Origin of the sequence: Virgibacillus sp. 7505 (genome assembly GCF_002272135.1) — a bacterium.
In the GTDB taxonomy this organism is placed as follows: Bacteria; Bacillota; Bacilli; order Bacillales; family Amphibacillaceae; genus Terribacillus.
This window is the reverse complement of record NZ_NPBF01000027.1, coordinates 103219-115726: the sequence shown is the minus strand read 5'-3', so window position 1 is coordinate 115726 and position 12508 is coordinate 103219. Positions and strand designations below refer to the sequence as shown.

The 12508-nt window shown below is 42.9% G+C and carries 16 protein-coding genes and 1 other annotated feature; of the genes, 7 read left to right on the top strand and 9 right to left on the bottom strand.

Annotated features, from left to right (window positions below):
• Nucleotides 1–4: 4 nt before the first annotated feature.
• The 3 genes from opp3C to CHH91_RS12565 all read right to left on the bottom strand — a co-directional run bounded on the left by opp3C (nt 5) and on the right by CHH91_RS12565 (nt 3928).
• Nucleotides 5–1150 (bottom strand): oligopeptide ABC transporter permease, encoded by a 1146-nt coding sequence (gene opp3C, locus CHH91_RS12575; protein WP_095223802.1) that lies wholly within the window; start codon nt 1148–1150, stop codon nt 5–7.
• 4 nt (nt 1151–1154) lie between these two features.
• Nucleotides 1155–2081: an oligopeptide ABC transporter permease gene (gene opp3b / locus CHH91_RS12570; RefSeq protein WP_095223801.1), complete on the bottom strand. Its 927-nt coding sequence runs from the start codon at nt 2079–2081 to the stop codon at nt 1155–1157.
• Between the two features lie 143 nt (nt 2082–2224).
• Nucleotides 2225–3928 (bottom strand): peptide ABC transporter substrate-binding protein, encoded by a 1704-nt coding sequence (locus CHH91_RS12565; RefSeq protein ID WP_095223800.1) that lies wholly within the window; start codon nt 3926–3928, stop codon nt 2225–2227.
• Between the two features lie 341 nt (nt 3929–4269).
• Here CHH91_RS12565 and CHH91_RS12560 point away from each other — a divergent pair, with 341 nt between their 5' ends.
• Both CHH91_RS12560 and trpS read left to right on the top strand, forming a co-directional pair.
• The gene (locus tag CHH91_RS12560; RefSeq protein ID WP_176465780.1) at nt 4270–4620 is read left to right on the top strand and encodes a DUF3899 domain-containing protein; all 351 of its coding nucleotides are present in this window, start codon (nt 4270–4272) and stop codon (nt 4618–4620) included.
• Between the two features lie 55 nt (nt 4621–4675).
• Nucleotides 4676–4881: a binding site (T-box leader), on the top strand.
• Between the two features lie 58 nt (nt 4882–4939).
• On the top strand, nt 4940–5926 hold the full coding sequence (gene trpS, locus CHH91_RS12555) for a tryptophan--tRNA ligase (RefSeq protein WP_095223798.1): 987 nt from the start codon (nt 4940–4942) through the stop codon (nt 5924–5926).
• 32 nt (nt 5927–5958) lie between these two features.
• On the opposite strand, the gene CHH91_RS12550 is transcribed toward trpS, so the two are convergent.
• A complete protein-coding gene (locus tag CHH91_RS12550) occupies nt 5959–6711 on the bottom strand; it encodes a YjbA family protein (protein WP_095223797.1) in 753 nt (250 codons plus the stop codon).
• A gap of 199 nt (nt 6712–6910) precedes the next feature.
• Nucleotides 6911–8149: a beta-ketoacyl-ACP synthase II gene (gene fabF / locus CHH91_RS12545; protein ID WP_095223796.1), complete on the bottom strand. Its 1239-nt coding sequence runs from the start codon at nt 8147–8149 to the stop codon at nt 6911–6913.
• Between the two features lie 227 nt (nt 8150–8376).
• Here fabF and CHH91_RS12540 point away from each other — a divergent pair, with 227 nt between their 5' ends.
• The gene (locus CHH91_RS12540; RefSeq protein ID WP_095223795.1) at nt 8377–8583 is read left to right on the top strand and encodes a hypothetical protein; all 207 of its coding nucleotides are present in this window, start codon (nt 8377–8379) and stop codon (nt 8581–8583) included.
• 23 nt (nt 8584–8606) lie between these two features.
• On the opposite strand, the gene CHH91_RS12535 is transcribed toward CHH91_RS12540, so the two are convergent.
• The gene (locus tag CHH91_RS12535; RefSeq protein WP_095223794.1) at nt 8607–9200 is read right to left on the bottom strand and encodes a hypothetical protein; all 594 of its coding nucleotides are present in this window, start codon (nt 9198–9200) and stop codon (nt 8607–8609) included.
• Nucleotides 9201–9307: 107 nt separating this feature from the next.
• Here CHH91_RS12535 and CHH91_RS12530 point away from each other — a divergent pair, with 107 nt between their 5' ends.
• Nucleotides 9308–9487: a DUF2929 family protein gene (locus tag CHH91_RS12530; protein WP_141234162.1), complete on the top strand. Its 180-nt coding sequence runs from the start codon at nt 9308–9310 to the stop codon at nt 9485–9487.
• Between the two features lie 30 nt (nt 9488–9517).
• Here the strand turns inward: CHH91_RS12530 and CHH91_RS12525 are convergent, their stop codons facing one another.
• From CHH91_RS12525 to CHH91_RS12515, 3 genes are all read right to left on the bottom strand, one after another.
• Nucleotides 9518–9841, bottom strand: a complete 324-nt coding sequence (locus tag CHH91_RS12525) for a hypothetical protein (protein ID WP_286160776.1) — start codon at nt 9839–9841, stop codon at nt 9518–9520.
• A gap of 92 nt (nt 9842–9933) precedes the next feature.
• A complete protein-coding gene (locus CHH91_RS12520) occupies nt 9934–10245 on the bottom strand; it encodes a metal-sulfur cluster assembly factor (RefSeq protein WP_038559343.1) in 312 nt (103 codons plus the stop codon).
• An 83-nt stretch (nt 10246–10328) separates the two neighbouring features.
• Nucleotides 10329–11093, bottom strand: a complete 765-nt coding sequence (locus CHH91_RS12515; protein WP_095223792.1) for a prolyl oligopeptidase family serine peptidase — start codon at nt 11091–11093, stop codon at nt 10329–10331.
• A gap of 154 nt (nt 11094–11247) precedes the next feature.
• On the opposite strand from CHH91_RS12515, the gene CHH91_RS12510 reads away from it, so the two are divergent.
• The 3 genes from CHH91_RS12510 to CHH91_RS20290 all read left to right on the top strand — a co-directional run bounded on the left by CHH91_RS12510 (nt 11248) and on the right by CHH91_RS20290 (nt 12493).
• Nucleotides 11248–12075: a Cof-type HAD-IIB family hydrolase gene (locus tag CHH91_RS12510; RefSeq protein ID WP_095223791.1), complete on the top strand. Its 828-nt coding sequence runs from the start codon at nt 11248–11250 to the stop codon at nt 12073–12075.
• 105 nt (nt 12076–12180) lie between these two features.
• Nucleotides 12181–12324: a hypothetical protein gene (locus CHH91_RS20605; RefSeq protein WP_170937469.1), complete on the top strand. Its 144-nt coding sequence runs from the start codon at nt 12181–12183 to the stop codon at nt 12322–12324.
• A 1-nt stretch (nt 12325) separates the two neighbouring features.
• Nucleotides 12326–12493 (top strand): DUF3813 family protein, encoded by a 168-nt coding sequence (locus CHH91_RS20290; protein WP_176465779.1) that lies wholly within the window; start codon nt 12326–12328, stop codon nt 12491–12493.
• The last annotated feature ends 15 nt before the right edge of the window (nt 12494–12508 follow it).

Genomic DNA, 12508 nt, shown 5'->3' with positions numbered 1-12508 from the left:
TTAATTAGTTACGCATCTTCGGATCAAACGCATCGCGCAGTCCGTCTGCTAGGATATTGAAGGAAATCATAATCAAAGAAATCAAGATAGCCGGCCATAGAATAACGTGCGGCGTAATCAAAATGGATGTGAAGCCATCATTGATAAGTGTTCCCAGGGAAGCATCTGGAGCTGGCAAGCCCAAACCAATGAAGCTTAGGAAGGCTTCAAAGAATATAGCAGATGGTATTGTAAACATTGTATTAACAATGATTAACCCTGAAACGTTCGGTATTAAGTGTTTTCCAATTATTTTTGAATTAGAAGCACCAAGTGTACGCGCAGCCAATACATATTCCTGTCCTCTTAGCTTGAGTACTTCACCACGTACAATTCGGGCCATACTGGTCCATCCTGTTATCGAAAGTGCGATAATAATTGCCCATAATCCAGGATCTAGTATTAGAATCATCAGTATTACGACAACCAAGTTTGGTAAACCAACAATAACTTCCAAGAATCGCATTAAATAGTTGTCTACTCTGCCGCCAAAATAACCAGCAATACCGCCATATGCAACACCAATGACCAAGTCAATTGCAGCGGCGACAAAAGCAATCAACAGGGAAATACGAGTACCCTGCCAAGCACGTACCCAAAGATCGCGGCCAAGTCGGTCAGTACCGAAGTAGTAATATTCATCAGCCATGTCTTTTGCACCATATTTGTCGTAAGTTACCTTAACTTCGGCAGAGTTAGGAGAACCGTTTCCTTCATTTACAACCTCAACATCCATATAATCAGTAGCATTATCATAAGCTACATTTGCTTTTTGTGTTGCAGCTTGTACATTATTACCAACAAAGTTCTTTGTTTCTTTACCATCAAAAATACCCATCTTTTCCAATCCAGGTACGCGCGGTTTCATAAGGGAAGCATTTAGATTCTGCTCTGTATAACTGTGATCAGATACCATTGGTACGATGATACTCATTGCCAGGATAAACACAAGCAAAATAATGGATATCATCACAAACACATTTTTTCTGATACTTCTAAAAGCATCTTGTAAAAGTGTCGTACTAGGTCTTGCTATTTTATCCCCTTGCTCCTCGGGACGGTTTGCCAGCTGAAATAAGTTTTTATCAATATTCTTTTTAGGATTTTCCATGATGTTATTTACCTCCAGCCAGTCTGATTCGAGGATCAATCAATCCGTAAAGGATATCGATAATCAACAGCATTACAATGAAGAATACAGCAAAAAGTAGTGTAGTTCCCATGATAATAGGGAAATCATTTGTTGTAACCGAGCTAACGAACTGTTGACCTATTCCAGGTACAGCGAATACTTTCTCAATAACCAAAGTTCCTGTAAGCAAACCAACTGCTAATGGTCCCAATACGGTAATCAAAGGAATTAGCGCATTACGGATTCCATGCTTGAAGATGATGGCAGAGCCTTTCAATCCTTTCGCTCTTGCAGTTGTGATATACTCCTCGCCAAGCACTTCAATCATCTCAGTCCTGACAAATCTGGCGCAGGTGGCCATCGGGAATATCGCCAGCGCTATGGTAGGAAGTATCGTATAGCTGAAGCCTTCCCAGGTTGCTACCGGGAACCAGCCCAACTGTACAGCAAGTACATATTGAAGCAATGCTGCAAATACGAAGGAAGGGATAGATGTACCCAAAACGGCTACGATAGTTGATGTATAATCCATGAAACCATTATGGTAGATGGCTGCTACTAATCCAAGAAGGACTCCAAGGATCGTACCAATCAATAGTGCCTGTGCACCTAATTGCATAGAAGGTCCTATTCTATCCATCAATATTTCCGTCACACCACGGTTGTCATATTGGAAAGAAACTCCCAAATCGCCTGTTACTAGTCCACCCATATATTTCACATACTGTACTGGCAGCGGATCATTTAAGCCATATGTTTCCAAGATGATTTCTCTTTGTTCAGGTGATAATTTATTTTCATTCGTTATTGGTGTTCCTGGCAGGAAATGCATCAGGAAGAACGAAATGGTAGCAATTAGGAATAAAGTGATCAGCATATAGCCTATACGTTGTGCGATATATTTCCCCATAGCTCTTCTCCTCCTCGAATTTTGAAAATTTGTTATTATCCGACAAAATGCGCATTAACGGTAAAAGAGAGTATAAGCCAATCAAGTTGGATATACTCTCTCTTGCCTTTTATACCTTATTCAGTTAAAAGACTATGAAATTATTATTGTTCAGCAGCCGCATTATCTGCGTATGCCCACTTGTACTCGTAGTCTGGACCAGAAGCGTTTTTGAATACGCCTTGAACCTTCGGACTTTGTAGTGCAGAACGGGAACGCTGATAAAGAGGTGCAATAGCTGCATCTTCCATCAATACTTTCTCAGCTTCGAGGAAGTCGTTCCAACGAGCTTCTGGATCACCAGCATGTTCGCCGTTTGCAGATTCGATCAATGCATCGTACTCTTCACTGGAATAGCTCATACCATTGTTTGCACCGTCAGTCACCCAAAGGTTCATGAACGTGTTTGCATCCACATAGTCAGGACCCCAACCAGCTACTTGTAGATCATAATCTTGCGCATTATCAAGCTCTAGACGCTGTTTGAATGGTACTTGTTTGTTTTCAACTGTTAGGCCAGGAAGGTTTTTCTCCAACTGGTCTTTGAAGTATGCAGAAGTCTGAGCAGCCGTATCGCCGTCATCACCTAGCATTTCGATTGTGATTTCATCTGTACCAAGCTCTTCTTTCGCTTTCTCCCATGCAGCTTGTGCAGCTTCTAGGTCATAAGGAAGAAGGGAACCGTTAGTTTCACGGAAGTCTTTGTTATCTGGACCAGAAACGAAATCTGCCGGCATTAAACCGTCGATTACAGTAGATCCGTTGTTAAGGATTACGTTAACATAGTCTTCTTTATTGATTGCTTGTGCAACTGCTTTACGTACGTTTTCGTTAGCGAATGGTGTATCCTCTTCACCACCGCGTTTTTGGTTCATTTTCAAGTAGAATACAGTTGGTTCTGGCTCTGTAATAAAGTTAGCATCATTGATATACTGATCAACAAAGTCAGCGCTTAATCCTGCTCTGTCAAGTTCACCAGTTTCATAAAGGTTTACACCAGTTGATGTATCTTTAACTACAGTTAGGTTCAACTCTTCAAGCTGAACTGTTTCAGCATCCCAATATGTTTCGTTTTTCACGAATTTCATGCTTTGAGAGTGGTTCCACTCTGTCATTTCGAAAGGTCCGTTGGAAAGGATGTTTTCTGGTTCTAGACCGAACTTATCCCCTTGCTCTTCAACGAATTTCTGGTTAAGCGGGAAGAATGTAGCAAAAGTAGTCATTGACTGGAAGTAAGGAACTTCTTTTTCAAGTTCTACAACCAATGTCTTGTCGCCTTCAGCTTTTACTCCTAATTCTTCAAGATCCATCTCTCCGGATGAGATTTGTGTTGCGTTCTTTACAACGCCGCCCATCATATATGGACCGTACTCAGAAGCTGTAGCTGGATCAACTGCGCGCTGCCAAGCAAATACGAAGTCTTGAGCAGTTACAGGATCACCATTGCTCCATTCAGCGTTTTCTTTGATTTTGAATGTATAAGTAAGACCGTCTTCACTGATTTCGGGCTCCCCATCAGCCATACCAGGAACAGGTTTTCCGTTTTCATCTAAACGGTAAAGGCCTTCCATAACCTCGGATACCCATTGGATCCCAAGAGCATCTTCAACTTTGGATGGATCCATGGAAGGGATCTCATCAGTGATAGGCAAGTTAAAAATCTGATCGCCGTTTGCAGAGCCTGAAGCGCTGTCTCCGCCGCTTTCTCCTCCGCTGCCGCCGGAACCGCTAGAACCGCCGGAACATGCTGCAAGGAAAGAACTTAGAACTAAAACAAGTGCAAGTAATAACCAGTTCGTCTTTCTCATGTGAAAACATGACCTCCCCAAAAATTCTAAATTTTATCACTTTTCTACGAACAACTTGTTCGCAATTAGAATTATACAAGTTTTCTCACAATTTGTGCACCCCTAATTTTATAGCAATTTTACAAAAGTGCGAAAACATTGCATTTTCATAACAAAAAATAGGACTAATTTACTAGTTTGATTTCATGGAATTTGCACAAATTTTATGCTTTTTACACAATTGAATCATTTCAACTAGTACTAAATGCTTTGAGGTGCGGAAGGGAATCTATTTACAAATTATCATTTACCTAGGTATGATATACTTGCTTTTAAAACTATATTGTAAGGCGGGTATTATTTTGGGGAAATTGCATTGGATTCTACTGGTCATCAATTTGCTTATAACTCTTACTGTCTTCCTGACAGGAGAAAAAGATCTTTTTCATCTTATAAATGCAGTATTTTATGTGGCTTTCTTCTATTTTGTAGTCACGTTGATCTTAGTCGTCATTAAAGGACGGGTGCTGGACGGGATTGTTCACAGCTTCCGTAAGTTCGGTAAATTCAAAAGTCGCGGTCTCTATGATTTTGAAGAGAACGGAGCTCCATCTGATTGGGTGAATCGGAATTTCCTTTCCTATATACGTTTCCAAGCGCTGGTACTGATCGGCATCCTGCTTATCCTTCTTGCGATCTACTATCTATTCTGACAGACCGGCTTGCAAACCGGTCGCAACATGCATATAATGAATAACTAACAGGAATATAACAGCGACGAAGAAAATATAGTACGGTACTCCTCTGGTTAAAGAGAGCTTGTGGCTGGTGAGAACAAGCACCATGGGTAGCGGAAATTGGGTTTTTGGAGCTGCGGGATTGTGTCCCGCCGTTTAAGCAGGCGTTAACTGCATCAAGTGATCCTTCATACAGGAGGATAATTAGGGTGGCACCGCGGTCTATTCGTCCCTGCAGCAAATGCAGGCAGCGAATGGATTTTTTTGTGTCTTTTTTTAGGAGGATGATTTTAAGATGAAGACTATTTTTTCAGGTATTCAGCCGAGCGGCAGTTTGACACTCGGTAACTACATCGGCGCTCTTAGCCAGTTTCCTGCACTGCAGGAAGAGAACCAATGCTACTTCTGTATTGTAGATGAGCATGCAATCACTGTACCGCAGGACCGATTGAAGCTCAAACAACAGATCCGTTCACTCGCAGCACTCTACTTGGCTGCTGGAATCGACCCGGAGAAATCCGTTCTCTTCATCCAATCGGAAGTACCGGCGCACACGCAGCTAGGATGGATGATCCAATCCATCAGCTATATTGGTGAATTGGAACGCATGACACAGTACAAGGACAAATCAGATGGAAAAGATGGCGTTTCAGCTGCTTTATTGACATATCCGCCGCTAATGGCTGCCGATATTCTTCTATACAATACGGATATCGTTCCTGTGGGCGATGATCAGAAGCAGCATTTGGAGCTGACTCGCAATGTAGCCGAGCGCTTCAACAACCGTTTCAATAATATCTTCACAGTGCCAGATATCCAGATCACGAAAGTCGGCGCTCGGATCATGTCCTTACAAGAGCCAACGAAGAAGATGAGTAAATCAGATGCGAATCTGAAGGCTTCTATTTTCATCCTGGATGAACCGAAGCAAATCGAGAAGAAAATCAAGAGTGCGGTTACCGATTCCGAGGGTGTCGTACGCTATGATAAAGAAAACAAACCTGGTGTCAGCAATCTGCTTACAATCTATTCGGTTGCCACCAACAAGACGATTGAGGAAAGCGAGCAGGAATTTGCAGGCAGCGGTTATGGGGAATTCAAACAAGCTGTTGCGGATGCTGTCATTAACATGCTGTCTCCAATCCAGCAGCGTTATTATGAATGGATGGAAAGCGATGCATTGGATGAGGTGCTTGATAAGGGCGCAGAACGCGCACAAGCAGTTGCGAACAAAACATTGCGCAAAGCGAAAAAAGCGATGGGATTAGGTCGCGGTAAATAAAAAATAACCGGCAGATAACTGCCGGTTATTTTTTATGAGGTTTTTGCCTGATCATTTTGTTCGAGCTCCCATAGCTTTTCATAGAAAGGCTGGCCTTTTACCATTTTTTCACATAGTTCCTCTTGCTTCTTGCTCCAGCCGACGGAAACTCCGTCATACAGCTTCTGCCATGCTTCCTGAAATTCTAATGAACGATGCTCATGGTACTCTTCAGGTTTCCACTCTGTCAGCCAGTATCTGACCTGCTCCAAATTCTCACTCGTCTCAAGCTGATCCAGCGTCATCATCAGAAGCTGCTTCAGCTGTCTCTCTTTCCTTGTCAGTCCAACCATCAAGTCGGGCTTCAGGGATAAGATATGATATTCCTTCTTTTCCTCTTCTGCTTGCCAGCTGAAGGTTTCGGGATGGGCATCTTCAATCATTTGATAGACGAGCCGCTCCTGACGCGGAATAAGCCTGCTTTTTCTGACCGGCGTGATATAGCCCATCGTATCGATTGCAAGGATTGCTTTTCCGTTCGTTATAATGCAAGCATAATCGATGGCGATCCGCTCTTGGTTCTTACGCAGGAAAGCTTTTCGGTGAATCATATCCAGCATTTGCTTCGGAAGCTCCCTTAAATCATTCTCGATGTATGCGAACAGCGCATCTTCTATGTAGAGTAGCGGTACCTGATCGAGCAGTTCGATGCCGTCTTCCTTTCGCCATTCATGAAATGAGCATACGTTATAGCCATTTTCTTCTCCTTCAAACCAGTTCACCCAAATATCATGCATAAATAACATAGATAACCCTCACTTTGCTTTTCGATTCTGCTAATCCACTCCGGTACGCACTTGCATGCAGCTGAAACCATTGGGTGTGGGGAGTGCGTCCCGTGTGGCTTGTAGTAGGATACATTATGACCAACCAGCAAAGATTTATTCTTGTATTATATGATTGAAAAAATAAAAAGACCCCCTAAGAATTAGGGGGTTCTCTAAATCACTGATATTGTTTGAATACAAGTGCAGCATTATGGCCGCCAAAACCAAGTGAATTACTTAAAGCAGCGCGAACTTTCTTCTCACGCTTCTCATTCGGTACATAATCCAAATCACAAAGTGGATCGTTCTCCGTTTGATTGATTGTCGGAGGAATCATACCCTCCTGAATTGCTTTGACACATATGATTGCTTCCACCGCTCCAGCAGCACCAAGCATATGGCCTGTCATTGATTTCGTAGAAGAAATAGCTGTCTGATAAGCATGGTCTCCAAGAAGCTGTTTTAAAGCTGCTGTTTCGAATTTATCGTTAAGTTCTGTGCTTGTCCCATGTGCGTTAACATAGTCGATATCTTCTGCCTGCAGGCCTGCATCCTCCATTGCTTGACGCATCGCACGTACAGCACCTTCACCTTCTGGAGCTGGTGCAGTGATATGATAAGCATCACCCGATGCTCCGTAGCCAACAATCTCAGCATAAATAGTTGCACCGCGTTCCAAGGCGGAATCAAGTGATTCTAAAATTAAGATACCTGCTCCTTCTCCCATTACGAAACCATCTCGGTTGGCATCGAAAGGACGGCTTGCTGTCTTCGGATCATCATTGAAGGATAGTGCTTTGGCAGCTGAAAAGCCTGCGAAAGCCATCTTTGTCAAAGGTGCTTCCGATCCGCCTGTGATCATCGCATCTGCGTCACCGCGTTCGATAACCTTGTAGGCATCTCCGATCGAGTTCGCTCCAGATGCACACGCTGTAACGGAGCAAGAGTTGATTCCTTTTGCACCAAGCTGGATGGATACTTGTCCGGAAGCCATATCCGGAATCATCATTGGTACAAAGAAAGGACTTACTCTACGAGGACCTTTCGTCATTAGTTTCTCGAACTGTTCTTCATATGTGCCCATTCCACCAATACCAGAACCGATCCAAACTCCGATACGGTTTGCATTTTCGTCAGTAATCTCCAGTTTTGCATCTTCGACAGCCATCTTACTCGCTGCTACCGCATATTGTGTGAAAAGATCCATGCGTTTCGCATCTTTCTTCTCCATATAATCTTCAGGATTGAAATCCTTTACTTCCGCTGCCACCTTCGCAGGGTAATCATCTTTATTAACACGGGTCAAAACATCAACACCCGATTTACCTTCCAAGAGGTTCTGCCACGTTGTAGCGGCGTCATTTCCAACTGGTGTCACCGCACCTAGTCCCGTGACAACTACTCTTTTCTTTTCCATACGATTGTTTCCTCCTTCTTCAGCAAAAAATCATGCTGAAGCTGATCTGACATGTCCAATAATTATAATGACCATGATAAAGTGCATAATCTGAAATATATTGTAACGTATTTTTCTTGTTCTGTAAGCTCTTAAGTGAAAACAAAATATCTCACTTCCAATAAACTAGGTAATTACATAGACAAGATGCAGACTGCGAACATACTTTAACGTATGGAGGTGCGAAGATGAGAAGAAATGATCGTATGGATGAATTCCTTTTTGGAAAGAGAAGAAATCCAGAGCAGGAACAAGAGGAAATTAAAAAAGAAGAACCAAAAAAAGAATTCAATTTGATGGAGACAGCTGGCACAATCATGGAGACTTATGAGCAACTCTCTCCATATGTAAAACATCTAAAAAATCACGCAGCAAAATACATTAAGAAAAAATGAAAACTGGACTGTGCGGAGCAGGCTTATTCATAAAAGAATCTGAATTGTGCATAGTGTTTGTGTAAAGCCGATAAATCATCCTTTAAATTGCGTGTAAGAGCAATAGTTGCTCGATCTTCCTGCTCCGGACACACCTCTTTTGTATAAAAGCGATAATTAGTCATAGTTCCATCACCTGATAACAGCTTGCTGATGGTTTGCATGACAGGTTTGATAGGCAGCGCATTTTTATGGAAATATTCATCATCAAACAAAATTCGTTTGTTATTCCATTGAATTGCTTCCTCATCTCTTGGCATCCATTCGCCGTATAAGATCGGTAACAGAATCTGTTTTTCAAGTTCAGAAGTATTCTCTGCAGCGTAACTGATATCTACACAAGATTGATTTTCCACTCTTTCATCCGCTGTTCCGAAGAAACTGACATACGCTTTATAATCCGTATCTTGAATTCCTTCACGGAACATGGCATGACGACCAATATACATACTTAAATGTGACTCTTTATCTGTCAAGGATTGCCCATGCAAGCCTGATACTTCATGGCCATCTTCCAGTAATGCCTGGACTAAATGATACCCTTCCCAGGAATAACACTGACTTACGAGGAAATGCATAAATTTCACCGCTCCTATCCATGTGAGGATTTGCACAAGAATCGTTTTCTTTTTGACCGGAACCTGCTATGATAGAAGTATATGTGTGAATGATAGAGGTGATACTAATGCGGTTTGTTGCAACAATTATTTGGGCTTTCGTCCTTAGTGCTGTCGTAGCGTTTGTGCTGACGAGCATGTCCGGTGATCCATACGATATGTCACTTGTTATCGTCATGACAATCATCTTCAGTCTAGGTGTATGGACTGTATCTGCTGTTCTTCCAAAAGGGGAAGAACATGAATAAAAACCTTGCCATCTGGCAAGGTTTTTTCGTTTACCACGGAATAAGGCTGAGTGCTGCCAAGCCTACCAGCGGTAATACCAGCCGGCGGAAGCGACCGCCAGGATATCCATACCCGTATCCATAACCCGGATAACCGTATGGATTGCGGTATTCGTCGTCATCCTCTTCCACATAATCATACTGCTCATCTGCTGGTATTGCGAGATGGACATACTCGTCATCCACATCCAAAACAATCCCATCCAATTGATAGCCATCCATAAGCTGCACAAGGACATATTGGTTTTTATGCTGCTTACACATATTCATCATGTGATGAGACTGCGGATATGTTTGTTCATAAGAATTCGTCACGATGAACCCTCCCCCTTTACACACTCAGCCTATGCCGGGAAAGTGTCCTATGTGCAAAAAAAGCCCTCCTGCTTAAGCAGGAGGACAGTGTATTAATCCGGAATTCCGAGAGCTATTTTCGCATAGCGGGACATGCGGTCCTTGGACCATGGCGGACTCCATACAATATTTACTTTTGTTTCCTTCACTTCTGGAATATCCATAAGGACGCGTTTGACATCTTGTTCGATATGGCCAGCCAGCGGGCAGCCCATTGCAGTCAACGTCATCGTAACGATGCCAGTACCATCTTCATCTATATCTACACCGTATACCAGGCCAAGGTTAACAATATCAATTCCCAACTCAGGGTCGATAACATTCTCCAGTGCACCGAGCATATTCTCTTCCAATGCTTGATCCATTCTTACTCCTCCTCTATACCAGTTCAAGAAACTGTTTGTCTGCATCTATTTAAACATATTTTCGGTAAAATAGAAATAAACTGCTACAGTACCTTCTCCAGCCAAGCTGTTCCGGCTAACATCGCTTTTCTGGATACTTTGTGGCCAGATCCAGCTTCCGTAACATACGTGAACTGCTCCTGATCTGCACCTTCATATTCCAGCGTTTCATAGAAACTGCGGGAATGAATATATGGAACAACAGGGTCCTGATCACCATGCCAGAAGAACATTGGCCGGTCACCGATCGCCTCAGGATGCAGAGATAAGTCAATTTTCTCTAAAGAGGTGAATAGCTGCTCCATTTCTTCCTCTGGTATATTCATTTCGACGCCGGATTTCTTTACCGCATCCACCATTCCGCGCGCGAAAGATGCAATCTTAGGCGATCCCATCATGACCATACCAGCTTTGATCCATTCAAATTGTGTAAGTGCAGCACATGTCGTGATTCCACCCATGCTTGTACCACCGATTGCAAACCGTTCATTCTTTATTAATCTTTTTTCGGATGCGTACTGATGAATCTGCTGCAAATCATACAGATTTTGCTTTACGATTGCGAAAAATTCCATTTGACGCTTGCTGCTGCTTATACCGTCTTCCCGAATACCATGATGGAGCGCTTCTGGCAAAAGTACGCGATATCCTTTTTCAGCCAGCATGTATGCAATTGGCAGATTATGTTCCCTGGCGCTTGTGAAGCCATGGAAATATGTAAACACAGGAAGTTCTTGATCCTCAGTACCTGCTTGCTCAATACGCAGCAACGGTACCTCGTTCCAGACTTCTTCTTTAATGACGATCATTTGCTTCATCCTCTTCTACGTTTTCCATTACCTACTGCTTCATCTTAGTTGTCCAGGCCGCTTTTGTAAATCGATACTCCTTCGTCTTGACGATTTCTTTACAGATGAGAAAGAGAAGGATACACTATAATGTACAATATAGAGGTGATAATAAATGGAAAAACATTTGATAGCACTTGATTTGGATGGAACACTTTTAACAGATGATAAACATATCTCTGAAAAGAACAAGCAAGCCATAGCAGCAGCAATACATGCTGGTCATGTCGTCGTTATTGCAACAGGCAGGCCGCATCGTGCTTCCTTGGCTTATTATCGTGAACTCGGGCTTACTACCCCGATGGTGAATTTCAACGGAGCGCTCATCCATCATCCGGATGATAAAAAATGGGACGCTGTCCACTCCCCGATGCCGGTCCGTACAGCACGAAAAATTGTGGACACATGCAATAAACTTGATGTGAAAAATATCATTGCAGAAGTGATGGATGATGTATATATCGATCGTTTCGACCAATACTTATTGGACTTGTTCCACTTAGAGGAAGAAGATGATCCGATAAAAGTTGGCAGCTTGAATCAAGCGCTGCAGGATGATCCAACTTCCCTGCTCATTTATCCGCATGAAAACCAAGTTGCTTCCATCCGGGAGACACTCGAGAAAGAGCATGCCGAAGTAATTGAGCATCGACGCTGGGGTGCTCCTTACCATATCATCGAAATCATTCGCAAAGGGCTGAGCAAAGCAGTCGGTCTGCAAAAGATCTCCTATTATTATGGTATACCGCAGCAAAATATCATCGCCTTCGGTGACGAAGACAATGACCTGGAAATGATCGAGTATGCCGGTGCAGGAGTTGCAATGGGTAATGCTATCGGGCCGTTGAAAGAAATCGCCAACTACACAACCGGATCGAATATGGAGGATGGCATTGCAACCTTCCTTCATTCTTATTTGAAGCTGGAAGTGCCGACGAATTAACAATTTTTACAAATCATACTTCCTGCGTTCAAGGAGCAAACTAAAAGCGTAATCGGGTAAAGCCGGTTATGCTTTTACTTCTTTAGACGTTCGGAGGGGTAACGAATGAGTAAGAGGAGTAAATCTAAACGGTTCACGAGTCAAGGAGCGCAATCGGTAAGACAGCATGACGATGTTTTCGTCTACCGCGAACGTTTCAGCGATAGTGTGAAGAAGCATCAATCAGAAAGCCATAATGGAGGGTTTTAGGATGGAAAACTTCTTCGAAAAAGCCAAGAAAACAGTGCAGGGCTTGACTAATAAACCAAGCCAGGATGACTCTGCAACAGCGCAAGAGACTATCCAATCTGCCTATAACGATGCGACTGCAGAAGAAAAGCAGCAATTGCAGGACTTCGAGCAGAAGCTCGACCAGTAACACAAGAGGCAGATC

Coding starts and splice junctions, on each gene's coding strand:
- opp3C (WP_095223802.1), bottom strand. CDS start 1,150: ATGGAAAATCCTAAAAAGAATATTGATAAAAACTTATTTCAGCTGGCA.
- opp3b (WP_095223801.1), bottom strand. CDS start 2,081: ATGGGGAAATATATCGCACAACGTATAGGCTATATGCTGATCACTTTA.
- CHH91_RS12565 (WP_095223800.1), bottom strand. CDS start 3,928: ATGAGAAAGACGAACTGGTTATTACTTGCACTTGTTTTAGTTCTAAGT.
- trpS (WP_095223798.1), top strand. CDS start 4,940: ATGAAGACTATTTTTTCAGGTATTCAGCCGAGCGGCAGTTTGACACTC.
- CHH91_RS12550 (WP_095223797.1), bottom strand. CDS start 6,711: ATGTTATTTATGCATGATATTTGGGTGAACTGGTTTGAAGGAGAAGAA.
- fabF (WP_095223796.1), bottom strand. CDS start 8,149: ATGGAAAAGAAAAGAGTAGTTGTCACGGGACTAGGTGCGGTGACACCA.
- CHH91_RS12540 (WP_095223795.1), top strand. CDS start 8,377: ATGAGAAGAAATGATCGTATGGATGAATTCCTTTTTGGAAAGAGAAGA.
- CHH91_RS12535 (WP_095223794.1), bottom strand. CDS start 9,200: ATGCATTTCCTCGTAAGTCAGTGTTATTCCTGGGAAGGGTATCATTTA.
- CHH91_RS12530 (WP_141234162.1), top strand. CDS start 9,308: ATGCGGTTTGTTGCAACAATTATTTGGGCTTTCGTCCTTAGTGCTGTC.
- CHH91_RS12520 (WP_038559343.1), bottom strand. CDS start 10,245: ATGGATCAAGCATTGGAAGAGAATATGCTCGGTGCACTGGAGAATGTT.
- CHH91_RS12515 (WP_095223792.1), bottom strand. CDS start 11,093: ATGATCGTCATTAAAGAAGAAGTCTGGAACGAGGTACCGTTGCTGCGT.
- CHH91_RS12510 (WP_095223791.1), top strand. CDS start 11,248: ATGGAAAAACATTTGATAGCACTTGATTTGGATGGAACACTTTTAACA.
- CHH91_RS20605 (WP_170937469.1), top strand. CDS start 12,181: ATGAGTAAGAGGAGTAAATCTAAACGGTTCACGAGTCAAGGAGCGCAA.
- CHH91_RS20290 (WP_176465779.1), top strand. CDS start 12,326: ATGGAAAACTTCTTCGAAAAAGCCAAGAAAACAGTGCAGGGCTTGACT.